The following is a 26,173-nucleotide window of genomic DNA, read 5'->3' on the forward strand; positions in this document are numbered from 1 at the left end:
GGTGTAAGGCCCGGGCGGGGCGGGTTCAAGGGTGGGGTTTGCGGCTTGGGAGGCGCGAGGCCCCGGGACGGGCCCGAGGCGTGGGGCGCGGGATCAGGCGCGCTCGAAGGCGAGGCGGCCTGCGAGGGCGGCGAAGATCGCCGCGAAGCCGCGGCCGAGCCAGCGCATGATCCGTTCCGAGGCGAGCAGGCGGTCGCGGGCGGCGGCGGCGAAGAGGCCGTAGAGCAGGAACACCGCGAGGGTGAGGGCCATGAAGACGCCGCCGAGGGCCAGCATCTCGGTCGTGGCGCTGGCCGGGTTGCCCGACAGGAAGGGCGGCAGGAGGGCGAGGAAAAAGATCGAGAGCTTGGGGTTGAGGATGTTGATCAGCGCGCCGCGGCGGGCGACGGTCAGGCCGGGCTCGGCCCGCGCGTCGGGGCGGACGGCGAGGGCGCCGTCGGATTTGAGCGCCTGCCAGGCGAGGTAGAGCAGGTAGGCGACGCCCGCGAACTTGACGATCTGGAAGAGGAGGGCCGAGGCGTGGAGGACGGCGGCGAGGCCGAGCGTGGCCGCGAGGATATGCGGAACGATGCCGAGCGTGCAGCCGAGCGCCGCGAAGGCCGAGGCGCGGCGGCCCTGGCCCAGGCCGATTGCCAGCGTGTAGATCACGCCGGTGCCGGGGGCGATGACGACGACAAGGGCGGTGATGAGGAACTGAAGGGTCATGAGCGGGTCTCGCGGCTGGGGTTGGCCGGAGCTTAGGCTCGGGGGTGGCCGGGGATCAAGTGCGGGGTTTGCGTGCGTGGTTGCGGAGGTGGGAGAGGCCCCGGGTCAGGCCCGGGGCGGGGTTCCGACACGGAGGGTGGGATTTCCGAGGCTCAGGCTCCGTGTGCAACCCTTCTCGGCCCAATCCGGCCCCTGAGCAGGGGCCAATTGGAACCAAATGATGCAAGGCGCGCCGGGTTGTGCCCGGTGCGTAGAGGTTCAGGTGGCCCCGCTTCGGGTTCGGGGCCCGGAAAATGCGCATTTTCCGGGGCGTTTTCCGCGCGGAAAACGGCGGCGCCCAGATCAGGCGGGTTCGCGGAGGACGCGGGGGACCTTGAATTCGACGTTTTCCTGCGCGGTTTCCACCTGTTCGGTGGTCACGTCGTAGCGGGCGCGGAAGGCGTCGATGACCTCGTCCACGAGCACTTCCGGCGCCGAGGCGCCGGCGGTGATGCCGATGGAGGTGATGCCCTCGAGCGCGCGCCAGTCGATATCGGCGGCGCGCTGGACGAGCTGGGAATAGCTGCAGCCCGCGCGGGCGCCGACCTCGACCAGCCGGCGGGAGTTCGACGAGTTGGGCGCGCCCACCACCAGCATGGCGTCGGCCTTTGCGGCCATCGCCTTGACCGCTTCCTGCCGGTTGGTGGTGGCGTAGCAGATGTCTTCCTTGTGCGGGCCCTTGATGGCCGGGAAGCGGGCGTTCAGCGCCGTGACGATATCGGTGGTGTCGTCGACCGAGAGGGTGGTCTGGGTGACGAAGGCCAGCTTCCCGGGGTCGCGGACGGTGACATTGGCCACGTCGGCCACGGTTTCGACAAGCAGCACGTCGCCCTCGGGCAGCTGGCCCATGGTGCCGATGGTCTCGGGGTGGCCGGCATGGCCGATCATGATGATCTGGAGGCCGTTGGCGGCGTGGCGCTCGGCCTCGATATGGACCTTGGAGACCAGCGGGCAGGTGGCGTCGACATAGACCATCTCGCGGCGGGCGGCCTCGGCCGGGACGGCCTTGGGCACGCCGTGGGCCGAGAAGATGACGGGCCGGTCGGCGGGGCAGTCCTCAAGCTCTTCGACGAAGACGGCGCCCTTGGCACGCAGGTCGTCGACCACGTACTTGTTGTGCACGATCTCGTGGCGCACGTAGACCGGGGCGCCCCATTTCTGCAGCGCCATCTCGACGATCTTGATTGCCCGGTCGACACCGGCGCAGAAGCCGCGCGGGGCGGCGAGGTAGAGGGTGAGGGGCGGTTTGGTCATCGGGCCTCCTGCGTCGTGGGCCAGAGGTAAGGCCTGTGGCGGCCCGCGTCCAGAGGGGGCGGACATGCGAAGGCCCGGGCGGCGGGCGCCCGGGCCGGATGGTGCCAGGTCAGGGCGCTTCTGGCCCGAGGGGTCAGTTTTCCTGGGCGTAGGCCGTTTCGCGCTCGGAGTTCTGGTTGTCGCGCGGGGGGCGGCCGATCACGTCCTTGAGGTCTTCCAGCTCGATGAAGTTGTCGGCCTGGCGGCGCAGGTCGTCGGAGATCATCGGCGGCTGGCTGCGGATGGTCGACACGACCGAGACGCGCACGCCCTGGCGCTGCAGGCTTTCCACCAGCGGGCGGAAATCGCCGTCGCCGGAGAAGAGCACGATATGGTCCACGCGCGGGGCGAGTTCCATGGCATCGACCGCAAGCTCGATATCCATGTTGCCCTTGACCTTCCGGCGGCCCTGGCTGTCGGTGTATTCCTTGGCCGGCTTGGTGACCATGGAAAAGCCGTTGTAGTTCAGCCAGTCGACCAGCGGGCGGATGGGCGAATACTCGTCATTCTCGAGGAGCGCGGTGTAGTAGAACGCCCTCAGAAGCTTGCCACGGCGCATGAATTCGGCACGAAGCAGCTTGTAATCGATGTCGAAGCCCAGGGATTTGGCCGCCGCATACAGGTTGGAACCATCGATGAACAGCGCAAGCCGTTCGTCCTTGTAAAACATCGAAATGTCCTTTCAAATGTAGAGCCCGGTCCGGTTTCGAGTGTGAGTGGTGGGAGTGCAATTCCCGGAGTGGGCTGGCCAAGGAGGATAGGATTTGTTCTCGGGATGCACAAGGGCGTTTCATGAGACCTAAATTCAACTTTGAGCGGTAAACCGGACAAGACGTTGTGTCAAAAGATCAATTTTATCTGATCGCGCTCGGCGCGAACCTGCCGTCGGCCGCCGGTGCGCCGGACGTGACGCTGCGTTCCGCGCTCCAGGCCCTGGCGGAGGCGGGCGCAAGGGACGTGGTGACGAGCCGGTTTTTCGCCACGCCCTGTTTTCCGCCGGGGGCCGGGCCGGATTACGTGAACGCCGCCGCACGGCTGCATTTCGAGGGCGGGGCGGGGGCGCTGCTGGCACTGTTGCACCGGATCGAGGCCGAGTTCGGGCGGGAGCGGGTGCAGCGCTGGGGCCAGCGGGTGCTCGACCTCGACCTGATCGCGGTGGGGGACACGGTGCTGCCCGACGAGGTGGGGTATCGGGCCTGGCTGGATCTGCCCCTGGAAGAGCAGAAGCGGCAGGCGCCCGACCGGCTGATCCTGCCGCATCCGCGGTTACAGGACCGGCCGTTCGTGCTGGTGCCCCTGGCCGAGGTGGCACCGGACTGGCGCCACCCGGTGCTGGGCCGGAGCGTGGCCGAGATGGTGGAAGCCCTGCCGCAAGCCGCCCGGGAGGAGGTCGTGCCGCTCTGAGCCCGTCAGTTGGCGGGGCGGCCCGTGGGGATCAGCGCCCAGTATTGGCCGCTATAGTTGGCGCAGGGCACGAGATGGGTGAAATTGTCGAGCCCGCCGCCATTATGGACGTCGAGGCACATGTTCGGCCCGCGGAAATCGGTGGTCAGCCGATAGCGGTTGTTGTCGGGCCGGATCGTCCAGAACTGGCCGGAATAGTTCCCGCAGGGCGCGAGGTGGGTCATGTTGTCCTGCGGCCCGCCGTTGACCACGTCGAGGCACATGTCGCGGCCGCGGAATTCGGTCGTCAGGCGGTAGCGGTCGGCGCCCGCCGGTTCGAGCCGCCAGTACTGGCCCGAGTAGTTGCCGGCAGGCGCAAGGTGGCTGAAGTTGTTCATTGCCCCGCCATTGGCGATGTCGAGCTGCATTCCGGGCCCGCGGAAATCGGTGGAGAGCTTGTAGAAGACCGACGTGTCGAAGGCCGAGGCGGGGGCGGCGAGGAGCAGGAGTAACGCGGTGGCAAGGGCGGAAACGGGGCGGGAAACCGGGGAGGCGGACATGGCTGAAATCTCCGATGAATGGCAGGCGTTCCCGAATGGAGAGGCACTGCCCGGAGTATCGTTAGGCGGTGGCCGGGATAAATCAATCTTTCTTGTGAAAACGGGCGCCGGAACCGGGGGGCGGGCGCCAAATATCTCCTTGTAAACCGGGCGGAGAGGATTTAGATAAGGCACTTCCATATTTCTGTGCCACCCCTCTGGAGGTCTCATGGCCCGCGTGACAACCGAAGATTGCGTCGACAAGGTTCCGAACCGGTTCGATCTGGTGATGCTTGCCGCCCACCGGGCGCGCGAGATTTCCGCCGGATCGCAGATCACCGTGGACCGCGACAACGACAAGAACCCGGTTGTCGCCCTGCGCGAGATCGCCGAGGAGACGCAATCGGCCGACGAGCTGCGCGAGCGGCTGATCGAGTCGAACCAGACCCAGATCGAGGTGGACGAGCCGGAAGACGATTCCATGGCGCTGCTGATGGGCGGCGGCGAGCCGGACAAGCCGGTCGAGGACGACATGTCGGAAGAGAACCTTCTGCGGGCGCTGATGGAGGCGCAGGGGCAGGGCTGACCTGTTCCCCGCCTTGAGGGGTTTCGCACGGCATGATCGCGGCACAAGACCTTATCGAGCTTGTCCGCACCTATAACCCGCGCACCGATGAAAAACTGATCACCGCGGCCTTCGATTTCGGCCGCGAGATGCACGAGGGGCAGTTCCGCCACTCGGGCGAGCCCTATTTCACGCACCCTGCCGCCGTGGCCGCCATCCTGGCCGAGCAGCGGCTGGACGATGCGACCATCGTCACCGCCCTGCTGCACGACACGATCGAGGACACCCGCGCCTCGTACAAGATCGTGGCCGAGAAATTCGGGCCGGAGATCGCCGACCTTGTCGATGGCGTCACCAAGCTGACCAACCTGCAGCTTTCCAGCACCGAGACCCAGCAGGCCGAGAATTTCCGCAAGCTGTTCATGGCGATGTCGAAGGACATGCGGGTGATCCTGGTGAAGCTGGCCGACCGGCTGCACAACATGCGCACGATCAAGGCGATGCGGCCCGAGAAGCAGCTCAAGAAAGCGCGGGAGACGATGGATATCTTCGCGCCGCTGGCGGGCCGGATGGGCATGCAGTGGATGCGCGAGGAGCTGGAGGATCTTGCCTTCCGGGTGATCAACCCGGATGCGCGGGCCTCGATCATCCGGCGGTTCATCACGCTGCAGAAGGAAGCCGGCGACGTGATCGAGCGGATCACCTCGGACATGCGGCACGAGCTGGACAAGGCGGGGATAGAGGCGGATGTGCTGGGCCGCGCCAAGAAGCCCTATTCGATCTGGCGGAAGATGCAGGAAAAGGAGATGGGCTTCTCCCGCCTGTCGGACATCTACGGCTTCCGTATCATCACCGCCTCGGAAGAGGATTGCTATCGCGTGCTGGGCGCCATCCACCAGCGGTGGCGGGCCGTGCCGGGGCGGTTCAAGGATTACATCAGCCAGCCCAAGTCGAACGGCTATCGCTCGATCCACACCACGGTGTCGGGGCGCGACGGCAAGCGGGTCGAGGTGCAGATCCGGACCCGCCAGATGCATGACGTGGCCGAGACCGGGGTGGCGGCGCACTGGTCCTATCGCGACGGTGTGCGCTCGGAGAACCCGTTCGCGGTCGACCCGGCCAAATGGATTTCCAGCCTGACCGAACAGTTCGATTCGGAAGAGGATCACGAGGATTTCCTCGAGGCCGTGAAGCTGGAGATGTATTCGGACAAGGTGTTCTGCTTCACGCCGAAGGGGGACGTGGTGAAGCTTCCGCGGGGGGCGACGCCGATCGACTTTGCCTATGCCATTCACACGCGGATCGGCCATGCCTGCGTCGGCGCCAAGATCGACGGGATGCGGGTACCCTTGTGGACGCGGATCAAGAACGGCCAGTCGGTCGAGGTGATCACCGCCGACGGGCAGACGCCGCAGGCGACGTGGCTGGATATCGCCACCACCGGCAAGGCGCGGGCGGCCATTCGCCGGGCGCTGAGGGAGCTGGACCGCGACCGGTATATCAAGCTGGGCCGGGAACTGGCGCGGTCGGCCTTCGAACATGTGCGCAAGCGCGCGACCGAAAAGGCGTTGACCGCCGCCGCCAAGACGCTTCGGCTGAAGAATGCCGACGAGGTCCTGGCCCGGCTGGGCAGTGCCGAGCTAACCGCGCAGCAGGTGCTGCACGCGGTCTATCCCGACATTGCCCCGGACGAGAGCAACGTGGTCGGCCGCGACCGTGCGGTGATCGGGCTGGGCCGGAACCAGAGCTTTGACCGCGCCCGCTGTTGCCAGCCCCTGCCGGGCGAGCGTATCGTGGGCATAACCTATCGCGGCAAGGGTGTCGTGGTGCATACGATCGACTGCGAGGCGCTGTCGGCCTACGACGATCAGCCGGGCCGCTGGCTTGACCTTCATTGGCACGCCGGCAAGCATCCGGCCGAGTACGAGGTGACGCTCGATATCACGATGAGCAACGACGCGGGCGTGCTGGGACGTATTTGCACATTGATCGGAGAGCAGAAGGCCAATATCTCGGACCTGACATTCGTCGACCGCAAACCGGATTTTTACCGCCTGCTGATCGATGTCGAGTTGCGCGATGCCGAGCATCTTCACAGCGTGATCTCGGCACTGGACGCGGAAAGCGATGTGGCCGCGATAGAGCGTTTCCGCGATCCGGGCCGGGCCGGTGGCGGGGAGAACAAGTGAACCGGGGAGCCGCGCAAGGTGGTCTTCAAGCGCAGAGACAGACGACCATGGTGGAAGATCGTTTATGAAACGGTCTGGCCGAAGGGCGGCTGGAAACGTGCGTTCTATTACATCAAGCACCGGGTGCGCCGCCTGCCCGATCCGCCGCACCGGATCGCGCGGGGGATCTTTGCCGGGATCTTCGTGACCTTCAGCCCGTTCTTCGGAATGCATTTCTTTGCCGCCGCGCTGGTTGCGCTGATCATCCGGGGCAATGTCATCGCCTCGCTGCTGTCGACCTTCGTGGGCAACCCGCTGACCTTCGTGCCGATCGGGGCGATTTCGTTCCAGACGGGCAACTTCCTTCTGGGCCGGACCTTCGACCACGAGACCGGCGCGCACCGGTCGCTGGGCGGCAAGTTCGTCGATGCGTGGAAGGACCTGAAGGACAATTTCCTGACGCTGTTCGGCGACGGCAAGGCGGATTGGCACAACCTCTATGTCTTCTATGACGAGGTGTTCTTTCCCTACATGATCGGCGGCATCATCCCCGGGCTGATCTGCGGGATGATCGGCTATTACGTCAGCCTGCCGGTGATCCAGGCCTACCAGAAGGGCCGCAAGGGGCGGCTCAAGGACAAGTTGCTCGCGCTGAAAGAAAAAGCTGCGGGCAAGGCTGACGCCAAGCAGAATCAGGATTAGGGTGGCCTCGGGCCCCATGGGGCCGGGCTTGTAGAGGAGGGCGGAATGACGTCTGCTGGAAACCTGCGCCTTGGCGTGAACATCGACCACGTGGCGACCGTGCGGAACGCGCGCGGCGGCGAGTACCCCGACCCGGTGCGCGCCGCGAAGCTGGCCGAGGAGGCGGGCGCCGACGGCATCACCGCGCACCTGCGCGAGGACCGGCGGCACATCTCGGACCGGGATATCGACGGGCTGATGGCGGCGTTGTCGGTGCCGCTCAATTTCGAGATGGCCGCGACGGAGGAGATGCAGGAGATCGCGTTGCGCCACCGCCCGCATGCCGTCTGCATCGTGCCGGAGAAGCGCGAGGAGAAGACCACCGAGGGCGGGCTGGAAGTGGCGCGCGAGGAGAACCGGCTGGCGCATTTCATCGCACCTTTGCGCGACGCGGGCTGCCGGGTGTCGATCTTCATCGCCGCCGACCGCCGCCAGATCGAGGCCGCGCACCGGATCGGGGCGCAGGTGATCGAGCTGCACACCGGCGCCTATTGCGATGCCCATGCCGAGGGGCGGACCGGGGACCGCGACCGGGAACTGGCCGCCTTGCGCGAGATGTCGGCCTATGCCCACTCGCTGGGGCTGGAGGTGCATGCGGGCCACGGGCTGACCTATGACACGGTGCAGCCGGTGGCGGCGTTTCCGGAGGTGATGGAACTCAATATCGGGCATTTCATCATCGGGGAGGCGATTTTCCGCGGGTTGCAGCCGGCCATCGCCGAGATGCGGCGGCTGATGGACGATGCGCGGGGCGAAGAGGCAAGGTCGGCGGGATGAGCGCCGCCAGCCTGATCCGCTATGCGCTGGTGTTCCTGGCCGTCGCCGTTGGCGTGGCGCTGCTGGTGGGGTTCCTGAACACGCAGATTGATTCCGCGCTGGGGTCATCGGCACAGCTCATGGTGCCGGCGATGATCGCCGCGGTGATCGAGGGGCAGCAATTCGCCCGGCGCGAAAAGCGCAAACCGGGCGGGGCGGAGGCGTGGAACTTTGCCTGGATCGCGACGGTGATCGCGGTGGCGCTGAACGTGGCGCTGGCCTATGGCGCGGGGCGGTGGCTGCCGGAATTCGGCAAGCTGGCGGTGACCGAGCCGGGCTCGCGCCAATTCCTGATCCTGCTGGGGCTCTATGCCGGGGGCTATCTGATCTGCAACCGGTTCTTCCTTGGCATCGCGGCGGGCAACCAGGTGAGCCTGATGCGCGGGCGGGGAGAGATCGAATGAGGTGCGCGATGAAGGCGATCGCCTTCGGGTTGGGGCTGTTGGCCGGTCTGCCGGCCACGGCGCAGGAGGCGGTGCCCTGCGACTGGCCCGCGCGGGCCGACAATATCGCCGAGCCGTGGGAGGAGAATACGCGCACCTTCGCCAATGGTGACGTGCGGCTGGCGCTGCTCGATACGGTCGAGCCGGCGGGCGCACCGTTCCATATCCTCGTGATGTCGCCGCCCTATGACGAACTGGGCCTGCGGCAATGCCGCACGGTGGGCTTGAACGGCATGGGGTTCGGCGGGGCGGATTTCGGCAGTCTCGAGGCGGAATACGACCCGGCGGAGGGGCTGGTCTTCACCATGGCGGTGAAGGTCTTTGACGGCGCGGATTTCCAGCCGCGCAGGCTGCGGTTCACGCTGAACCAGGCGACCGGGGCCATCGGGGCGCAGCTTCTGCCATGATCCTCGGCATCGGCACCGACCTTGCGAATATCGACCGGATCGCCGGCACGCTGGAGCGGTTCGGCGACCGGTTCCGCAACCGGGTCTTTACCGAGGTCGAACAGCGCAAGGCCGAGCGCCGGGCCGACACGCCGGGCACCTATGCCAAGCGCTGGGCGGCGAAGGAGGCCTGTTCCAAGGCGCTGGGCACGGGGCTTCGGATGGGGATCGCGTGGAAGGACATGGCGGTCAGCAACCTGCGCACCGGGCAGCCGGTGATGCATGTCACCGGCTGGGCCGCCGAGCGGCTGGCGGAGATGACGCCGGAGGGGCACGAGGCGATCATCCATGTCACGCTGACCGACGATCACCCCTGGGCGCAGGCCTTTGTAGTGATCGAGGCGCGGGCGATCGAGGGGGCGCCGAAGGCGTGACTTGACACTATCCCGCATGGCGCTCATGAAACCCGCAACTACCCGGAAACCGAGGCGCGGAGACAGGCATGGCCGAAGAGGGCAAGAAATCGAGCTCGCTGTGGGAGACCGTCAAGACGGTGTTCTGGGCGCTGGTGATCGCGGGGATCTTCCGCACCATCTTCTTTCAGCCGTTCTGGATTCCCTCCGGGTCGATGAAGGATACGCTGCTGATCGGCGATTTCCTGTTCGTCAACAAGATGGCCTATGGCTATTCCTACGCCTCCTGCCCGTCGATCCGGATCCAGCGGCTGGGCATCAATATCGACGCCAAGGATATCTGCGGCTTCCTCGACGGCGACAACACGCGGCTTTTCGGCGGCGAGCCGGAGCGGGGCGACATCATCGTCTTCCGCCACCCGGTGAACGGGACCGATTTCATCAAGCGGGTGGTGGGCCTTCCGGGCGACCGGGTGCAGATGCGCGATGGCGTGCTGCATATCAATGACGAGGCGGTCGGGCTCGAGAATGCGGGCACCTATACCGAGGTCAAGGAGCGGCAGGGCCCGCTTCAGGTGACGCCGCGCTGCGAGAACGGGCCGGTGGGCATGGGCGCGGAGTGCCGCAAGTCGCGCCAGATCGAGACGCTGCCGGGCGGGCGGAGCCATGCGATCCTCAATATATCGCGCCAGTCGTTGGACGATACGGGCGTGTTCACCGTGCCAGAGGGGCATTACTTCTTCATGGGCGACAACCGCGACAACTCGACCGACAGCCGGGTGCCGCTGGCGGCGGGCGGCGTGGGCTTCGTTCCGTATGAGAACCTGATCGGGCGCGCCGGCCGGGTGATCTTCTCGTCCTCGGGGCGGTCGATGTTGTTCTTCTGGACATGGCGGGGCGACCGGTTCTTCGAGAAGCTTGAATGAAGCTTTCGGGGGAGCTGAAGGCCTTCGAGGGCCGGCTGGGGCATGTGTTCGCCGAGCCGGAGTTGCTGGTGCGGGCGGTGACGCATTCCTCGATGTCCTCGCCCAACCGGGACGACAACCAGCGGCTGGAATTCCTGGGCGACCGGGTGCTGGGGCTGGTCATGGCCGAGGCGCTGCTGGAACGCGACCGGGCGGCGCAGGAGGGCCAGCTTGCGCCGAGGTTCAACGCGCTGGTGCGCAAGGAGACCTGTGCCGACGTGGCCCGGCAGATCGACCTTGGCAAGGTGCTGAAGCTTGGCCGGTCGGAGATGATGTCGGGCGGGCGGCGCAAGCAAGCCTTGCTGGGCGACGGGATGGAGGCGGTGATCGCCGCCGTTTACCGCGATGCCGGGTTCGAGGCGGCGCGCGAGGTGGTTCTCAGGCTTTGGGGCAAGCGGATCGAGAGCGTCAAGGAGGACGCGCGCGACGCCAAGACCGCGCTTCAGGAATGGGCGCAGGCGCGCGGGCTCAACCCGCCGGATTATGTCGAGACGGCGCGGTCGGGGCCGGATCATGCGCCGAAATTCACGATCGAGGCGCGGCTGGCCGACGGGCAGGCGGAGAGCGCCACGGCCGGGTCGAAGCGGCAGGCCGAGCAGGCGGCGGCGCAGGCCTTGCTGGCACGGGTCGAGGCGGGGTAGCGCGGCCGGCGCCGGGTGCCTGGCGCCGTTGCAACGGCGGCCAGAAGCTGCCACTCTCGCTTTGTGAGAAGGTGCTTGCGTCGCTGTACGGGCGGGGCGGCACACTGCACGGGCGCAAGAGGATTTGAGGATTGCACGGTCGATGACACCGAAAGAGATCGGCGCGGCGCTGGAGCGGGTTTTCGGCCGGATCTACGTGATCAATCTTGCCTCGCGCCCGGATCGCCTGGCGGAAATTGGCGACCAGTTCGCGGCGGTCGGCCTGACCGTCGGCGAGGGCAACGTGCAGCGCTTCGATGCCGCGCGCCCGGCGGAGCCCGGCCCGTGGCCTTCGGTCGGGGCACGGGGCTGTTTCATGAGCCACCTGGGCGTTCTCGAGGATGCCGTGGAGCGGGGATTCGACAGGATCACCATCGTCGAGGACGATCTCGACTGGAGCCGGGCGTTCATGGGCATGGGCCCGGCCGAGGTGGAGGCGCTGGGCGAGGGCGACTGGCGGTTCCTGCATGGCGGGCTCGACTCCGGGCAGGGGCCGGTTCGGCTGGCACCGCTGGAGGCGGAGCGCGCGGTGCTGCTGGCGCATTTCATCGCCCTGCGTGGCGACGCGATCGGGCGCATGGCGCGGTACCTGCAGGACATGGCGGCCCGTCCGCCGGGAAGCCCGGAGGGTGGACCGATGCATGTGGACGGGGCGTATTCGTGGTTCCGGAACGAGAACCGCGATGTGCCTGCCGCGATCTGTGTGCCGGCGCTGGCGCATCAGCGATCATCGGCGACCGATATCGCGGAGCGACGGTGGTTTGACCGCGTGCCGGTCGTGCGGCACGTGGTGCGCGGGCTGCGGCGGTCATGGCGGCGGCCGAAATAGACCCTTTCGCGGGACACCGCGTTTCGCTGTCCGGTTTTCGCCATCCGCCCGAGTGCCATGTTCAGGGCGGCTTGCCTTGGGGTGTGCCCGAGGGTCAGTCGTTGCGATCTCTGGCAAAGTGGTCCGCGATGGGCTAAGGCGCATCAACTGAGCCAAGGAAGAGAGAATGACCCAGCGCGCCGGTTTCATCGCCCTGATCGGAGAGCCCAATGCGGGCAAGTCCACGCTTCTGAACCGCATGGTGGGGGCGAAGGTGAGCATCGTGACCCACAAGGTGCAGACCACCCGCGCCCGCATTCGCGGCGTGGCGATGGAGGGCGAGGCGCAACTGGTGTTCGTCGATACGCCGGGCCTGTTCAAGCCACGCCGGCGGCTGGACCGGGCGATGGTGGCCGCGGCCTGGGGCGGGGCGGCGGATGCCGACGTGGTTGTCCTGCTGGTCGAGGCGCATCGCGGGATCACCGCGGGGGTGGGCCATATCCTCGATGCGCTGGGCGAGGCCACGAAGGGCCGCAAGGTGGCGCTGGCGATCAACAAGATCGACCGGGTGAAATCGGAGGCGCTGCTTGGGCTGACCGAGGAGCTGAACGCGCGGTTCCCGTTCGAGCGGACCTTCATGATTTCCGCCGAGCGGGGGCACGGGGTGGACGACCTTCGGGAATGGCTGGCGGGCGAGGTGCCGGAGGGGCCGTGGCTGTACCCCGAGGACCAGATCGCCGACCTGCCGATGCGGATGATCGCCGCCGAGATGACGCGGGAGAAGCTGACCCTGCGGCTGCACCAGGAATTGCCTTACCAGCTGACGGTGGAGACGGAGAGCTGGGAGGAACGGAAAGACGGTTCTGCCCGGATCGACCAGGTGGTTTACGTGGCGCGGGACGGGCACAAGGGCATCATTCTTGGCCGCAAGGGCGAGACGATCAAGGCCGTGAGCCAGGCCGCGCGGGAGGAGTTGGAGGAGTTCCTCGGGCGGAAGGTGCATTTGTTCCTGCAGGTGAAGGTGCGGCCCGGGTGGCTGGACGAAGCCGAGCGGTATTCGGAGATGGGGCTGGAATTCAAGGACGGGAACGGGTGAGGGTTGCGGGCCTTGAACGTGGCATGGTGGGTTGGCACCCACCCTACGGGGCGCGGGGCTGGGAACACCCCGTCCCGGGCTTGACCCGGGACCTTCGGGTTTGCGGCGAGGCCCCGGATCGGGTCCGGGGCGGGTAGAATGGCGCGGCTGACGGCGGAATTCTGGGTGCAGGCCTACCTTGCAAGGCTGCGGTTGCAGGACATTCCGGCCTTCGTGACGGCACATGGCGATGACACCGCCGGGGCGGTGCTGGTGAAGCTCAACACGCTGGACGGGCAGGCGCGGGCGTTTCAGCGCAGTTTCGACCTGATGAGCGGCGAGCGCGCCTGGGTCGTGCTGGCCGAGGGCGAGGAGCGGGCGGTGGACGAGGCGATTGCCAAGCAGCGGGGGTTTGACCCCGACCTGTGGGTGATCGAGGTCGAGGAACGCGCCGGGCGGCACCTGCTGGACGAGCCGGGGCTGGCGGACTGAGGGCCGGGTCAGGCGACCTGCCGGGCGATCCACCATGTCACGCCGCCGGGCCCGCGGACGCCGCCGCGGAGGTCGCCGTCGCCCTTCTCGGTCATCGGCTGGACCACCTCGGCGCCGGCCGCGACGGCGCGGTCGAAGACGGCGTCGGCATCGGCAAGGTAGAGGTGCAGATGCGCCTCCGGCCCGCCGGGCATTTCGCCCATCATCACCACGCTGTCGCCGATCCGGGTTTCGGCATGCATGATCCCGTCGCCGTCTTCGCGGGTGATGACCCGGAGGTCTTCCGCGCCGAAGACGGTGGCGCAGAAGTCGAGTACCGCGCGGGCGTCCTCGACCAGCAGGTAGGCCGAGACGTCGGGGTAGCCGTCGGGCTTGTGCATGGGGCCTACTCCACGGTGATGACCTTGCGCGCCAGCACCTGCTGGTTGCTGACATCGAGGAAGCGCAGCTCGTAGATGCCGGGATCGTCGGGCAGGGTCAGGCTGACCGGCGGTTCGCCGGTGATCTTAACCGCCTCGATCCAGGTGAAGATGGCCTGGTCGGCGGCGGCGATGGTGATCCGCTGGTCGGCGCTGCTCGCCTCGACCGTCCAGCCCACGTCGATGGTGCTGCCGGGCCCGGCAGTGTCGGGCGCGGTGAGTTCCGCGCCGGAGTTGAGGGCGGCATCGGCGTCGAGCACCTCGACCGGCTGGCGGGCGAGCACGCGGCCGCCTTCGCGCAGGATGTAACGCAGCTCGTACATGCCGGGGGTTTCGGGCGCCTTCATGTCGCGCTCTGTCTGGGTGCGGATGGTGAAGTAGTTCGAGAAGTCGTCATCCTTGCTGCCCATCGGCGCCAGCGCCACGTAATCGCCGGGATCGACCGCGCCGGTCCACGAAACCTTGAGCGTATCGGTGGCGCGCACCTCGGCGGGGCCGGAGACGGTGACCTCGGGCTCGGTGATCTCGATCGGGCGGGTGGCCAGGGTCTTGGTGCCTTCCCGGAGGATGTAGCGGATTTCGTAGAGGCCGGGGCTGGCCGGCGCGCGCACATCGTTCTCGGAGCGGTCGCGGACGGTGATGTAATTGCCGAACTCGCCCTCGTCGGCGCCGGCGGGGACGATGGCGATATAGTCCTGGTTGGACACCGTGCCGGTCCAGCTGACGCGGACGGCCGAGCCTGCCAGGGCGGTCTCGGGCGCCGTGATCGTGACCTCGGGCGCGGTGATCTCGATCATGTCGGTGGCCAGCGTCTTGCCGCCCTCGCGCAGGACATAGCGGACCTCGTACATGCCGGTTTCGGCGGGGGCCTGCAGCTGGTTCTCGGTCCGGTCGCGGACGGTGATGTAGTTGCCGAACTCGCCTTCGGCGGTGCCGGCGGGCACGATGGTGACGTAGTCCTGGTTGTTCACGGTGCCGGTCCAGGAAACCTTGAACTTCTCACCGGTCAGGGCCGTGTCCGGCGCATCGACCGTGACTTCTGGCGCGGTGATCTCGATCGGCGTGGTGGCCAGCGTCTTGCTGCCCTCGCGCAGGACGTAGCGGATTTCGTACATGCCGGTTTCGGCGGGGGCCTGCAGCTGGTTCTCGGTCCGGTCGCGGACGGTGATGTAGTTGCCGAATTCGCCCTCGTCGGTGCCCGTGGGGACGATGGTGATGTAGTCGTTGGCACTTACCGTGCCTGTCCACGAGACCGGGAATTTCGAGCCGGTGGCGGCGGTTTCCGGGGCCGTGACCGTGACCGCGGGCGCGGTGATCTCGATGGGGGTGGTGGCCAGCGTCTTGTTGCCCTCGCGCAGGACGTAGCGGATTTCGTAGAGGCCGGTTTCGGCGGGGGCCTGAAGCTGGTTCTCGGTCTTGTCGCGGACGACGATGTAGTTGCCGAATTCGCCTTCGGCGGTGCCCGTGGGCACGATGGTGACATAGTCGCTGTCGCTGACCGTGCCGGTCCATGAGACCGGGAATTTGGAGCCGGTCTGGGCGGTCTCGGGGGCCGTGACCGTCACCTCGGGCGCGGTGATCTCGATGGGGGCGGAGGCGAGCGTCTTGTTGCCTTCGCGCAGGACGTAGCGGACCTCGTAGAGGCCGGTTTCGGCGGCGGCCTGAAGCTGGTTCTCGGACCTGTCGCGCACCACGAAGTAATTGCCGAACTCGCCCTCGTCGGTACCGGCGGGGACGACGGTGATGTAGTCCTGTGCGTTGACCGTGCCGGTCCAGCGCACAGGAAATTTCGAACCGGCCAGCGCGGTTTCGGGCACGTCGAGCGTGACCTCGGGGGCGGCCGCCTCGATGGCGCGGGTGGCGACGGTGCGCTTGTCGACGCTGAGCACGTAGCGCAGTTCGTAAAAGCCCGGATCGGAGGGGGCGCTCAGCTCGCCTTCGGATTTGTCGCGCACGGTGACGTAGCTGGCGGAGGCGCCGGCCTCCGCGCCGGTCGGCACGATGGTGACATAGTCGTTCGGGTTGATCGTGGGCGACCAGCCGGCGGTGAAATCCTCGCCCGTCAGCACCATTTCGGGGCCGGTCAGGACGACCTCGGGCCTGGTGATCTCGAGCGCGTCGGTGCCCAGCACCTCTTCGCCGTCGGCGTGGATATAGCGGATCTCGTACATGCCCTGGTCGGCGGGGACGGTGAAGTTGACGGTCTTGTCCTCGTTGACGCTCTGGGTTTCGCCGTGGTCAGAGGCGGCGGTGCCGGCGGGGACGATGGTCAGGAAATCGCCGGTTTCAACGGTGGGGTCCCAGGTGACCTCGATGATCGAGCCGCCGATGGCGGTGCCGGGGCCGGTGACGGTGACCTCGGGCAGGGCGGGCTCGGGATCGGGGGTGGTGTCGGCGACGGCGGTGCTGACGCTCGACATGGCGGCCTTGAGTTCCTCGGCGTTGGAGGCCTGGATATAGGTGCCGCCGGTCTCCTCGGCGATGCAGGAGAGGGAGGTGTCGTCCTGGTCGGCGCCGAGGCCGAAGCCCACGACATGGGCGGTGAAGCCGACGCCGCCCTGTTCGAGCGCGCGGGCCAGTTCGCAAGGGTCGCGTTCGCAGCTTTCGAGCCCGTCGGAGATGAGAACCACGGTGGCGGGGCGGTCTGTATAGGCAAGCTCTGTCGCCGCGCGTTCGACGGCGTCGGTGAGGGGGGTCTTGCCGGTGGGGGTGATGCCGCCCACCTGTTCGAGGATCGCCGCGCGGGTGGCGGCGCCGGGCTGGACGAGGGTTTCGATATCGCCGCAATCGCCGCGGCGGCGGTGGCCATAGGCCATCAGGCCGACCTCGCGCTCTTCTGTCCAGTCGCCGAGGAGGGTGTCCATCACGTTGCGGGCGATCTCGATCTTGGCGGTGCCGTCGATCTGGCCCCACATGGAGTTGGAGCCGTCGAACACGACCATCACGTTTTCCTGGGCCGTGGCGGCATTGGCGGCGACTGCGAGGCCCGTGGCCAGAACGGCTTTGCGGTAAAATGACGACATGACTATCCCCCTCGAAAAAATCTGATTTCCGGGGAGATAAGCACATAACGCGAGTCGGTTCCATCCGCTTGGCATTGCCGGCGATCTGGTGTCCAATCGGCGGCGATCGAGGCAGGGGACAGGCATGGAGTGGCGAGACCAGGGCATACTGCTTTCCAGCCGCGCGCATGGCGAAACCTCTGCAATCATTGAGGTTTTCACGCCCGGAAGGGGGCGGCACGCGGGGGTTGTGCGGGGCGGCGCGTCGCGGCGGATGGCGCCGGTGTTGCAGCCGGGGGCGCAGCTGGACGTGACATGGCGGGCAAGGCTCGAGGATCATATCGGGACGTTTTCGGTGGAGCCGGTGCGCTCGCGCGCGGCGGCGTCGATGGGCGATCGGCTGGCGCTGGCGGGCTTGAACGCGGTGGTGAGCCTGTTGCTGTTCTGCCTGCCGGAGCGGGAGGCGCACGAGCGGCTCTACCGGCGGACCGAGGCGCTGCTGGACCTGCTGGGGCAGGGCGAGATCTGGCCGCTGGCCTACATGCAGTGGGAGATGGTGCTGCTGGATGACCTCGGGTTCGGCCTTGATTTACAGGCCTGTGCGGTGATGGGGCCGCGGGCGAACGACCTTAGCTATATCTCGCCCCGCACGGGGCGGGCGGTGTCGAGGGCCGGGGCGGGGGCGTGGGCGGACAAGCTGTTGCCGCTGCCGCCCTGCATGGTGGGGCACGGCCCGGCGCCGGACGCGGAGGTGGCCGAGGCGCTGGGGGTGACGGGGTATTTCCTGCAGAACCGGGTGGCGCCGGAGCTGGGGCACAAGCCGCTGCCGGAGGCCAGGGCGCGGTTCGTGGAGCGGTTCCGGGCCAGCGTGGCGAATCAGGGTTAACGGGCTGATTTTCAAGGGAAAGCCGGTGTCGGTATCGCGTCGGTAAAACGTCGGTATTTTGTCGGTGTTTTTTCGGTGGACGGGCCCGGTTAATGTGCCGGGCGGTGCGTTAGGGGGCGATATCTTGAAAAGATATCGGGACGAAGTCTTTTCAAGACTTCGGGGCGCCTTAGCGGAACCAGTGGCGGGGGGCGTCCCAGAAGCGGCGGGCGGCCTCGGCGCGGGCGGCGTCTTCGGTGAGGCCCACGTCGCGGAGGAGGCGGGGGTCGAGCTGTGCGAGAGCGCGGCGCTGGCGGTTGAGGGAGAGGTGGGCCCAGAGCGAGAGGCGGCGGGCTGGGGCGTGTCGGCGGCGGCGTGCGAGGAGGGCGATCATGGCGGGGATCCTTTCCGGGTGATGCGTGAGAGGACCATGGCCGGTTGCGCGCGGGCGGGCGAACCGGATCTTGCGGGAATGTGGCGACCCGGAAGTTGCGGAAAGTGGTGGGGTGGTGGGTTGGCACCGGGTCGGGGAAGATGCTCGCCTGCCCGAATAGCGCCGAAGGCGCCGGGCGAGCGCAGGCCCGTCCGCACGGGCAGGCGCTTTGGCGGGTGTGGCGTGACGATTGTAGGGAAGATGTACTCGGCACCATAAAGCGTGAGCCAAATCTGTTGCGGCGCCTCCCCACGGGCCGGCGCTCGCCCGGCGCGGCAAATGTTGGGAATGTGGCCCCGGGGCGGCGTCAGCGCAGGGCCAGGACCAGGTCGACCAGGGAGCCGATGGAGGTGCGGTTATCGCCCGCGCCGGTCTGGCCGAGGCGTTCCATGCCGATGCCCGCGGCGTAGATGATGCGGGCCATCTCGGGGTTGCCGATGCCGGTTTCGGATAACAAGTCGTGCAGGGCCGCGAGGCGGGCCTCGTCGACGCGGGCGAGCGTGGTGCGGGCCGGGGCGGAGGTGGTGGCCCAGGAGCGGATGGCGGATTCGGTGGCGGTGCCTGTTTCGGGCTCGGCGATGGACTGGGCGAGTGCCCGCAGGCGGGGCACGGCGCCGGTTTCGCTTTCGAGGACCGTGGAGAGATCGGCCAGCGCCGCCCTCTCCCACCGCGAGAGGATCTGCGCGTGGAAATCCGACACGTCCTTGAAATGCCAGTAGAACGAGCCCTTGGTGGTCCTCATGTGGCGCGCCATTGGCTCGGCCTTGAGCGCCTCGGCCCCGGCGGCGGCCAGCCGTTTCGTGCCGGCGGAGAGCCAGTCGTCACGGGTGAGTCGCTTGGGGCGCGGGGCGGTCATGGCGCTGGCATACGCCCGCGTATGCCATGGCGCAAGGGTGTGGGGCGTTCAGAAAACGCCTGTATTTCAGGCACAGGCCGGCACTGGGGAGGATGGGCGGGGCGCGTCATCAAACTTTTACCCAACCGTCGCAAATGCTTTGAGGTTTGCGCCTAGCACGTCCTCCAAATCCAGGGGGACATTCATTTGCTGGACATCAAGGCGCTGACCAAGACTTTCGGTCGGAACACGGCGGTCGACGCCGTGTCCTTCACCGTGGAGAAACCCGCGATGATCGGCATCATAGGCCGATCGGGGGCGGGCAAGTCGACCTTTCTTCGGATGCTGAACCGGCTGACCGACGCGACCGAGGGGCAGATCCTGTACGAGGGGCGCGACGTGACCGCGCTGAAGGGCGCCGAGAAGCGGGCGTGGCAGTCGGACTGCGCGATGATCTTCCAGCAGTTCAACCTCGTGCCGCGGATGGACGTGGTGTCGAACGTGCTGCACGGCACGCTGAATCGGCGCTCAACCTTGGCCACGATGTTCAACCTCTACCCCGAGGAGGACATTCACCGGGCGATCGACATCCTCGACCGGCTGGGCATTGCCGAGCACGCGCCGAAGCGGGCCGAGGCCCTGTCGGGCGGGCAGCAGCAGCGCGTGGCGATTGCCCGGGCGATCATGCAGCAGCCCAAGATCGTGCTGGCCGACGAGCCGATTGCCAGCCTCGACCCGATGAACGCGCAGCTTGTCATGGACGATTTGCGGCGCATTCACGAGGAAGACGGGCGCACCGTCATTGCCAACCTGCACACGCTCGATACCGCGCGGCGCTATTGCGACCGGGTGATCGGGATGCTGCACGGTCGGGTCGTGTTCGACGGCACGCCGGCGCAGCTGACGACCGGGGTGGCGCGCGACATCTACGGCGCGGACGGACGGTTTTCCGAGGCCGCGACCTCGACCGATATCGCGGCGCTCGAGCGCGAGTATGCCTGAGTTTCATCTGCCCGCCGCAGCGGTTGCGGGGGCACAACAACCCAACCGGAGGACCAAGATGAAAAGACTGTTTGCTGCCATTCTGGCGACCACTGCCCTGACCGTGCCCGCGGGCGCACAGGAGATCGAGGAGTTCCGCATCGGCATCCTTGGCGGCGAGAACGCCCAGGACCGGCTGAACTCGAACGAGTGCCTGCGCCAGTATACCGAGGAGGCGCTTGGCGTTCCGGTCAAGCTGTTCGCGCCGGCCGACTATAACGGCGTGATCCAGGGCCTGCTGGGCGGCACGATCGACATGGCCTGGCTGGGCGCCAGCGGCTATGCCAAGACCTACCTGGAGAACCCCGACGCGGTGACGCCGGTGCTGGTGAAGGTGAACGTGGACGGCAGCTATGGCTACCACTCGATCGGCTTTGCCCGGAAGGACAGCGGGATCACCTCGCTCGAGGACATGCAGGGCAAGGTGTTCGGTTTCGGCGATCCAAACTCGACCTCCGGCTACCTGATCCCGTCGATCGAGATCCCGGAAGAGACCGGCGCCAGCATGGAGTCGGGTGACTATTTCGGCGAGGTGAAGTTCACCGGCGGGCACGAGCAGACCATCGTTGCGGTCAATAACGGCGACGTGGATGGCGGCGTGACCTGGGCCGATGCGCTTGGCAACTGGGAAGACGGCTACAACTCGGGCGCGCTGCGCAAGGCGGTCGATGCGGGCCTCGTGGACATGAACGACCTGGTGGAAATCTGGCGGTCGAAGCCGATCCCGGAAGGCCCGGTGGTGATCTCGAACGCGATGCCGGACGAGGTCAAGGCGACCATGACCGAGCTGTGGGACACCCTGTCGGAGAAGGACGCGGATTGCTTCTACGGCGTGGCCGCGGGCGAGGCGAAGAGCTTCGATCCGATCACCCATGACGCCTATCTCTCGATCATCGAGGCGCGCAAGTCGATGTCGCAATAAGCGGCGGTTTGATTGGTGCGGGTCCCGTCTGGCGGGGCCCGCACGTGCATTGAGCGGCAGAGGGGCAGATGGCGGAACTGAGCGCAGGCGGCACGGGGCGGAGCGGCGAGATCCGTGAGGATTACATGGCCATGGTGCGCCGGAAGCGGGCGTATTCGGGCATATTGCTGATCGTGTTCGTGGCGCTGATGGTGTCGGGCTTCATGCTGGCCGACAGCCGCAATGCCGGGGGCTTCTGGGACGGGTGGCACAACGTGCTGGCGTTCCCGGCGCAGGTCTGGGGCGAGGCGTGGGAGAAGGCGGGCGAGCTGCCGGGGCATTTGCTGACCTTTCTGCCGGCGCTGATCGAGACGGTGAATATTGCCGCCGCGTCGACCTTGCTTGGCGGGCTGGGGGCGATTGTCATTTCGCTGCTGGCGACGCGGGGGATGGCGCGGTGGCCGCGGCTGATCCCGGTGTTCCGGCGGATGATGGATGTGATGCGGGCGGTGCCGGAGATCGTGATCGCGCTGGTGCTGATCTTCGTGCTGGGCGGCGGGCCGGTGCCGGCGATGATCGCGATTGCGTTTCATACGGTGGGCGCGTTGGGGAAGTTGTTCTCGGAAGTGAATGAAAACGCGTCGCTGAAGCCCGTGGAAGGGCTGCAGTCGGTCGGTGCGAGCTGGTCGCAGCGGATGCTGCTGGGGGTCATGCCGCAGGTGTCGCCGAATTACCTGAGCTATGCGCTGCTGCGGTTCGAGATCAATATCCGGGCCTCGGCCATCCTTGGCTTCGTGGGCGCGGGCGGGATCGGGTACGAGCTGAAGAACGCCATGTCCTGGGGGCAGGGGCAGTTCGACGAGGCGGCGGCGATCTTCCTGCTGCTGTTCCTGACGATCATGTTCTTCGACCAGGTATCGTCGCATTACCGTGACCGGCTGACCCGGGGGAGGCCGCTATGACCATGACCGCGGAGGGCGGACCGTCGCTGAAGGCGCAGGCCGAAAGCCTGTTCAAGCGCAAGCGGCTGCTGAATTTCGGGCTGCCGGCGGTGATCGTCGCCTATTTCGTCTATATCTTCTTCAGCTTCGACATTGCCGGGCTGGCGGAGCGGGCGAGCTTCGACAATGCGCGGACGCTGGTGGCGGACAGCTACAGCTACAAGACGCACGTGACGCTGGACGACCGGTCGGACAGCATCGTGATCGCCATCGAGGGCGAGCGGAAGGGGACCTATCCCGAAGGCATGACGCCGAATTGGGTGACGCTGACCGATGACGGGCTGGTGGCCGAGCTGGGGCGGGGCTATCGCGTGGTCTACGAGGGCGCGCGGGTGTTCTTCGACATTCCCGGTTATGGCACGCTGGAGGCGGAGCCGTCGCGGCAGGGGGTGGACATGGTCTTCCCCTCCGGGGGCATGGAGGACCAGCCCGACTGGATCAACGCGTCGAAGAACCGGCTGGCGGTGACCACGGAGGCCGGGCGGTTGACGGTGACGCGGACGCGGGCGGAGCTGTTCAAGTACCAGTTCGGCTGGGAGCTGTTCTTCTTCACGCTGGAAAGCCCGTTTCACGGGAAGAGCTTCACCGAGCTGGTGGGGCTGGCGCTGTCGGACGAGCGGCTGGTCGAGGGCAAATCGAACGCGGCCGCGATGTGGCACGATTTCTGGAACAACGCCATGTGGCGGCATTCGGAGGTGGCCTGGGCGATTTTCGAGACGGTGCTGATGGCGTTCCTGGGCACGTTCGGGGCGGCCATCGTGGCGCTGCCGCTGGCCTTCCTTGCGGCGCGGAACTTCACGCCGGTGAAGGTGCTGATGTTCGCGGTGCGCCGGGTGTTCGACTTTGTTCGGGGGGTGGATGCGCTGATCTGGACGATCGTTTTGGCGCGGGCCTTCGGGCCGGGGCCGATGACCGGGGCGCTGGCGATCCTGCTGACGGATACCGGCACGTTCGGGAAGCTGTTTTCCGAGACGCTGGAGAACGTGGACGACAAGCAGATCGAGGGCATCCAGTCGACGGGCGCCAAGCCGTTGCAGCGCTATCGCTTCGGGGTCATCCCGCAGATCACGCCGGTGCTGCTGTCGCAGCTGCTCTATTACCTCGAGTCGAACACGCGGAGCGCCACGATCATCGGGGCGATCACCGGCGGGGGCATCGGGCTTTTGCTGACGCAGGCGATCATCACCCAGAAGGACTGGGAAGAGGTGAGCTATTACATCGTGCTGATCGTGCTGATGGTGATGGCGATGGATACGATATCCGGCTGGTTGCGGAAGCGGATGATCACCTCGGACGACAGCGGGGTCTGAGGGCGCGGGACGCCTTCGGCGAGGATATTTGGACCAAGAAGAAGCGAGGGGGTGCCATGCCGGAGCTGGGGGTGGAGCCGTTCGTGCATCCGGATTGCGCGATCACCGAGAGCCGTTTCGGGCGGTACTGCGAGATCGGGCGGGGCACCCGGGTGCAGCATTCGGTGATGGGGGATTATTCCTATTGCGACCGGTATTGCGACATTGCCAATGCGGATGTGGGCAAGTTCGCCAATATCGCGAGTTTCGTGCGGTTGGGGGCGAGCGATCATCCGCTGGACCGGGCGAGCCTGCATCATTTCATGTACCGCTCGGCCTATTACTGGCCGGAGGAGGCGGATGATGCCGCGTGGTTCGCGGCACGGCGGGCGCGGCGGGTGGTGATCGGGCATGACACCTGGATCGGGCACAACGCGCAGGTGAAGCCGGAGGTGACGGTGGGCCATGGCGCGGTGGTGGCGGCGGGGGCCGTGGTGACGAAGGACGTGGCCCCTTACATGATCGTGGCCGGGGTGCCGGCGACACCCCTGCGCGAGCGGGTGCCGGGGCCTGTGGCGGAGCGGCTGATGGCGCTGGCGTGGTGGAATTGGGAGCATGAGCGGTTGCGGGCGGCGCTGGAGGATTTCCGGGCGATGCGGGCGGAGGCGTTCCTGGAGAAATACGGCGGGTGAGGGTAATTGGGCGACCCCGGAGGGCCGCCCTGTTTGGTGCTGAAATTCCTGGATTTATCGGGGCCCGGAGTAGGCGGGTTTTGCGACGGGTCCGTGTCGGGCGTGCAAAGCTTTCGTGACAGGTGTCACTCGGCCGCCATGGCGAGGCGGCCGGGAGAGGCGAGGAAGCGGCGGGCGGCCTCGCCCGTCAGGTGGGTGACGCGGCCGGCGACAAGCGTGGCCTCGACCTGCCTTGTGTCGGCGTTGACGATGGCGAGGTCGGCGCGCTTTCCCTCGGCGATGGTGCCACGATCGGCAAGGCGCATGATGCGGGCGGGGGTTTCCGAGATCAGTTTCCACGCCTGCGCGAGGGAGAGGACGCCCTCGTCGGCGAGGCGGAAGGCGGCGGCGGCCATCGAGGGGTAGTGGTAGTCGGAGACGAGCGCGTCGCACTTGCCGAGCGCGATCAGCTCGGTCGCGGCGACATGGCCGTTCTGCGAGCCGCCGCGCACCACGTTGGGGGCGCCCATCAGCACCGGGTCGCCCACCGCGCGGGCGAGCTTGGCGACAGTGCGGGTGAGGGGGAATTCGCAGATCTTGGCGCCGATCATCGAGTAGGTTTCGCGGGTTTCGGGGTGGCGGTCATCGTGCGACCCGTAGCGGATGCCGAGCCGGTCGAAGGCGGCGGCGAGGGTGCAGAGGTAGCGGGGCACGGCCGGGGCCTGGCGCTTGGCGTGGTGGAGCGCGTCGGTATAGGCATCGGGGGACTGGCCAATGGCGCGGGCCATCATCTCGAGCCGCGTGGGGGCGGTGTCGGCGAGGGCCAGGGTTTCGTCGAGGTGGTTGTTGAAGATGACGTAGCCCACCGCGTGGGTTTCCACCGCTTCCAGGAGGCGTTCGAGCGTGTCGGTGGTGTGGGTTTCGCAGCGGATCTGGACGCGCAGGTCGGTCTGCATCCGGGGGCGGTAGGTGTCGAGAGCCTGCAGGAAGGTTTCGGCGAAGTCCGGCCCGCGATGGCCGCCTTCCCATGACCAGCTTTGCGCCATCCAGGCGGTTGACAGCCCGTTGGCGGCGGCGTCGCGGTCGGTGGAGACGAGGGCCTGTTGGGCGGGGAAGGGCGCCGAGGGGCGGGGGCGGAGGTGGCGCTCGAAGGCGTCGCCATGCAGGTCGACAATGCCGGGGAGGATCAGGAAGCCCGAGAGGTCGACCTCCGGCAGGCGGGTGTCGGAGATCAGGCCGCCCTCGACCGCCACGGGGGCGGCTTGAAGCTCGCCGTCGCGCAGGATGGCCGCGCCGGTCAGGCGCATGGCGGGGGGGCTGGCGGACATGGGGCTGCTCTCATGCTCGGGTTTTGGTGGAAGGTAGCCGATTTGTTTATCGGTTTGGTGACAGGGGGGTCACGGGTCCGCGACCGTGAGGGTGACGCGGTCGCCGGAGAACCAGGTGCGGCCGTATTCGACCGGTGTGCCGTCGGCATCGACGTTGAGGGAGAGGGTACGCAGGAGCGGCGCGCCTTCGCGGGTTTGCAGGTGGAGGGCCTGGGTGGGGGTGGCGAGCTTGGCGTTCAGCCGGGTCCAGGCGCGGGTGTAGTCGGGCAGGCCCTGTTCGGCCAGCGCGGCGGTGACGGAGCGGAGGCGGGTGAGCGCCTCTGGCAGGGTGGGGAAGCGGGCGGCGGGGAAGACGCTCTGGAACAGCGCGACGGGCTGGCCGTCGGAGAGGGAAAACCCTTCGTAGACATGGACGGGATCGCCGGGGGAGAGGGCGAGGAGGTCGGCCTCGGTCGTGTCGGCGGCGCGGGTTTCCATGGCGAGGATCTGCTTGGCGGGCAGGTGGCCCGCGGCGCGGAGGGTCTGGTGGAAGCGGACGCGTTTGCCGATGGGGTAGTCGGTGTGGCTTTGGGCGACGAAGACGCCGGCGCCGCGGCGGGGGTGGACGAGGCCGTCTTCGGCGAGGGTGGCAAGCGCGCGGCGGACGGTGTGGCGGTTGACGCCGAAGCGCTGGGCCAGCGCCGCCTCGGTCGGCAGCTTGTCGCCGGGGGCGTAGCGGCGTTCGGAGATGTCGCGGCGGAGGGTGTCGTGGATGGATTTCCAGATCGGGGTGCGCTTGGCGGTGGCCATGTCACGAAACTTTCACGGGGTGGTGCCTTGTCCGACTCGGGAAGCCGGTGTATGGATTTGTCTAGTTGTATAGTAAATTAGACAAGCT

29 protein-coding genes are annotated in these 26,173 nt (G+C 67.2%); 19 read left to right on the top strand and 10 right to left on the bottom strand.

All coding sequences use genetic code 11. From position 1 onward, the window contains the following. Positions 1-93 precede the first annotated feature (93 nt). The 3 genes from ACO07J_RS21725 to ACO07J_RS21735 all read right to left on the bottom strand — a co-directional run bounded on the left by ACO07J_RS21725 (position 94) and on the right by ACO07J_RS21735 (position 2,707). Positions 94-705: a LysE family translocator gene (locus ACO07J_RS21725; protein WP_422032877.1), complete on the bottom strand. Its 612-nt coding sequence runs from the start codon at positions 703-705 to the stop codon at positions 94-96. A 342-nt stretch (positions 706-1,047) separates the two neighbouring features. Then, the gene (ispH, locus tag ACO07J_RS21730) at positions 1,048-1,998 is read right to left on the bottom strand and encodes a 4-hydroxy-3-methylbut-2-enyl diphosphate reductase (RefSeq protein ID WP_422032879.1); all 951 of its coding nucleotides are present in this window, start codon (positions 1,996-1,998) and stop codon (positions 1,048-1,050) included. A 133-nt stretch (positions 1,999-2,131) separates the two neighbouring features. Beyond that, a complete protein-coding gene (locus ACO07J_RS21735; protein WP_422032881.1) occupies positions 2,132-2,707 on the bottom strand; it encodes an NYN domain-containing protein in 576 nt (191 codons plus the stop codon). 167 nt (positions 2,708-2,874) lie between these two features. Between ACO07J_RS21735 and folK the strand changes: the two genes are divergently transcribed. Continuing rightward, a complete protein-coding gene (gene folK / locus ACO07J_RS21740) occupies positions 2,875-3,441 on the top strand; it encodes a 2-amino-4-hydroxy-6-hydroxymethyldihydropteridine diphosphokinase (protein ID WP_422032883.1) in 567 nt (188 codons plus the stop codon). Positions 3,442-3,446: 5 nt separating this feature from the next. Here folK and ACO07J_RS21745 read toward each other — a convergent pair whose 3' ends face one another. Continuing rightward, complete coding sequence (locus ACO07J_RS21745; protein ID WP_422032885.1) at positions 3,447-3,980, bottom strand: RICIN domain-containing protein; 534 nt, start codon at positions 3,978-3,980, stop codon at positions 3,447-3,449. 208 nt (positions 3,981-4,188) lie between these two features. On the opposite strand from ACO07J_RS21745, the gene rpoZ reads away from it, so the two are divergent. The 12 genes from rpoZ to ACO07J_RS21805 all read left to right on the top strand — a co-directional run bounded on the left by rpoZ (position 4,189) and on the right by ACO07J_RS21805 (position 13,511). Next, complete coding sequence (rpoZ, locus tag ACO07J_RS21750; RefSeq protein ID WP_422032887.1) at positions 4,189-4,545, top strand: DNA-directed RNA polymerase subunit omega; 357 nt, start codon at positions 4,189-4,191, stop codon at positions 4,543-4,545. A 32-nt stretch (positions 4,546-4,577) separates the two neighbouring features. Continuing rightward, positions 4,578-6,713: a RelA/SpoT family protein gene (locus ACO07J_RS21755; protein ID WP_422032889.1), complete on the top strand. Its 2,136-nt coding sequence runs from the start codon at positions 4,578-4,580 to the stop codon at positions 6,711-6,713. Between the two features lie 18 nt (positions 6,714-6,731). Continuing rightward, positions 6,732-7,394 carry a DUF2062 domain-containing protein gene (locus ACO07J_RS21760; RefSeq protein ID WP_422032891.1) on the top strand — a complete coding sequence of 221 codons (663 nt, stop codon included), beginning with the start codon at positions 6,732-6,734 and terminating at the stop codon, positions 7,392-7,394. Between the two features lie 45 nt (positions 7,395-7,439). Further along, complete coding sequence (locus tag ACO07J_RS21765) at positions 7,440-8,210, top strand: pyridoxine 5'-phosphate synthase (protein ID WP_422032893.1); 771 nt, start codon at positions 7,440-7,442, stop codon at positions 8,208-8,210. After that, positions 8,207-8,653, top strand: a complete 447-nt coding sequence (locus ACO07J_RS21770) for an ABZJ_00895 family protein (protein ID WP_422032895.1) — start codon at positions 8,207-8,209, stop codon at positions 8,651-8,653. The genes ACO07J_RS21765 and ACO07J_RS21770 overlap by 4 nt, the downstream gene beginning before the upstream one ends. After that, a complete protein-coding gene (locus ACO07J_RS21775) occupies positions 8,650-9,099 on the top strand; it encodes a hypothetical protein (protein ID WP_422032897.1) in 450 nt (149 codons plus the stop codon). Before ACO07J_RS21770 ends, ACO07J_RS21775 begins: the two co-directional genes overlap by 4 nt. After that, positions 9,096-9,512 carry a holo-ACP synthase gene (gene acpS, locus ACO07J_RS21780; protein WP_422032898.1) on the top strand — a complete coding sequence of 139 codons (417 nt, stop codon included), beginning with the start codon at positions 9,096-9,098 and terminating at the stop codon, positions 9,510-9,512. The genes ACO07J_RS21775 and acpS overlap by 4 nt, the downstream gene beginning before the upstream one ends. A 68-nt stretch (positions 9,513-9,580) precedes the next feature. Then, entirely contained in the window at positions 9,581-10,417 is an 837-nt protein-coding gene (lepB, locus tag ACO07J_RS21785; RefSeq protein ID WP_422032900.1) for a signal peptidase I, read from the top strand. After that, complete coding sequence (rnc, locus tag ACO07J_RS21790) at positions 10,414-11,097, top strand: ribonuclease III (RefSeq protein ID WP_422032902.1); 684 nt, start codon at positions 10,414-10,416, stop codon at positions 11,095-11,097. The genes lepB and rnc overlap by 4 nt, the downstream gene beginning before the upstream one ends. A gap of 142 nt (positions 11,098-11,239) precedes the next feature. Next, a complete protein-coding gene (locus ACO07J_RS21795; RefSeq protein ID WP_422032904.1) occupies positions 11,240-11,965 on the top strand; it encodes a glycosyltransferase family 25 protein in 726 nt (241 codons plus the stop codon). 166 nt (positions 11,966-12,131) lie between these two features. Then, positions 12,132-13,040 (top strand): GTPase Era, encoded by a 909-nt coding sequence (gene era, locus ACO07J_RS21800; RefSeq protein ID WP_422032906.1) that lies wholly within the window; start codon positions 12,132-12,134, stop codon positions 13,038-13,040. 138 nt (positions 13,041-13,178) lie between these two features. Next, positions 13,179-13,511, top strand: coding sequence for a DUF1491 family protein (locus ACO07J_RS21805; RefSeq protein WP_422032908.1), 333 nt, complete (start codon positions 13,179-13,181; stop codon positions 13,509-13,511). An 8-nt stretch (positions 13,512-13,519) separates the two neighbouring features. Here ACO07J_RS21805 and ACO07J_RS21810 read toward each other — a convergent pair whose 3' ends face one another. Together ACO07J_RS21810 and ACO07J_RS21815 are read right to left on the bottom strand one after the other, a co-directional pair. After that, the gene (locus tag ACO07J_RS21810) at positions 13,520-13,891 is read right to left on the bottom strand and encodes a VOC family protein (protein WP_422032910.1); all 372 of its coding nucleotides are present in this window, start codon (positions 13,889-13,891) and stop codon (positions 13,520-13,522) included. A 5-nt stretch (positions 13,892-13,896) separates the two neighbouring features. After that, positions 13,897-16,953 carry a VWA domain-containing protein gene (locus tag ACO07J_RS21815; protein ID WP_422032911.1) on the bottom strand — a complete coding sequence of 1,019 codons (3,057 nt, stop codon included), beginning with the start codon at positions 16,951-16,953 and terminating at the stop codon, positions 13,897-13,899. A 124-nt stretch (positions 16,954-17,077) separates the two neighbouring features. On the opposite strand from ACO07J_RS21815, the gene recO reads away from it, so the two are divergent. After that, positions 17,078-17,818 (top strand): DNA repair protein RecO, encoded by a 741-nt coding sequence (recO, locus tag ACO07J_RS21820; RefSeq protein ID WP_422032913.1) that lies wholly within the window; start codon positions 17,078-17,080, stop codon positions 17,816-17,818. A gap of 169 nt (positions 17,819-17,987) precedes the next feature. On the opposite strand, the gene ACO07J_RS21825 is transcribed toward recO, so the two are convergent. Then, on the bottom strand, positions 17,988-18,191 hold the full coding sequence (locus ACO07J_RS21825; RefSeq protein ID WP_422032915.1) for a DUF1127 domain-containing protein: 204 nt from the start codon (positions 18,189-18,191) through the stop codon (positions 17,988-17,990). 346 nt (positions 18,192-18,537) lie between these two features. Then, positions 18,538-19,086, bottom strand: a complete 549-nt coding sequence (locus ACO07J_RS21830; protein ID WP_422032917.1) for a TetR/AcrR family transcriptional regulator — start codon at positions 19,084-19,086, stop codon at positions 18,538-18,540. Positions 19,087-19,272: 186 nt separating this feature from the next. Here ACO07J_RS21830 and phnC point away from each other — a divergent pair, with 186 nt between their 5' ends. From phnC to ACO07J_RS21855, 5 genes are all read left to right on the top strand, one after another. Continuing rightward, on the top strand, positions 19,273-20,067 hold the full coding sequence (gene phnC, locus ACO07J_RS21835; RefSeq protein WP_422032919.1) for a phosphonate ABC transporter ATP-binding protein: 795 nt from the start codon (positions 19,273-19,275) through the stop codon (positions 20,065-20,067). A gap of 58 nt (positions 20,068-20,125) precedes the next feature. Then, on the top strand, positions 20,126-21,028 hold the full coding sequence (gene phnD / locus ACO07J_RS21840; RefSeq protein WP_422032921.1) for a phosphonate ABC transporter substrate-binding protein: 903 nt from the start codon (positions 20,126-20,128) through the stop codon (positions 21,026-21,028). 68 nt (positions 21,029-21,096) lie between these two features. Then, positions 21,097-21,969: a phosphonate ABC transporter, permease protein PhnE gene (phnE, locus tag ACO07J_RS21845; RefSeq protein ID WP_422032923.1), complete on the top strand. Its 873-nt coding sequence runs from the start codon at positions 21,097-21,099 to the stop codon at positions 21,967-21,969. Continuing rightward, positions 21,966-23,318: a phosphonate ABC transporter, permease protein PhnE gene (gene phnE / locus ACO07J_RS21850; RefSeq protein ID WP_422032925.1), complete on the top strand. Its 1,353-nt coding sequence runs from the start codon at positions 21,966-21,968 to the stop codon at positions 23,316-23,318. Before phnE (ACO07J_RS21845) ends, phnE (ACO07J_RS21850) begins: the two co-directional genes overlap by 4 nt. Before the next feature lie 56 nt (positions 23,319-23,374). Next, positions 23,375-23,989, top strand: a complete 615-nt coding sequence (locus ACO07J_RS21855) for a chloramphenicol acetyltransferase (protein ID WP_422032927.1) — start codon at positions 23,375-23,377, stop codon at positions 23,987-23,989. Positions 23,990-24,114: 125 nt separating this feature from the next. Here the strand turns inward: ACO07J_RS21855 and ACO07J_RS21860 are convergent, their stop codons facing one another. Together ACO07J_RS21860 and phnF are read right to left on the bottom strand one after the other, a co-directional pair. Next, entirely contained in the window at positions 24,115-25,296 is a 1,182-nt protein-coding gene (locus tag ACO07J_RS21860) for an alpha-D-ribose 1-methylphosphonate 5-triphosphate diphosphatase (protein ID WP_422032929.1), read from the bottom strand. 69 nt (positions 25,297-25,365) lie between these two features. After that, positions 25,366-26,085 carry a phosphonate metabolism transcriptional regulator PhnF gene (phnF, locus tag ACO07J_RS21865; RefSeq protein WP_422032930.1) on the bottom strand — a complete coding sequence of 240 codons (720 nt, stop codon included), beginning with the start codon at positions 26,083-26,085 and terminating at the stop codon, positions 25,366-25,368. Positions 26,086-26,173: the final 88 nt, after the last annotated feature.

It is taken from the genome of Roseovarius sp. (genome assembly GCF_965228755.1).
In the GTDB taxonomy this organism is placed as follows: Bacteria; Pseudomonadota; Alphaproteobacteria; order Rhodobacterales; family Rhodobacteraceae; genus Roseovarius.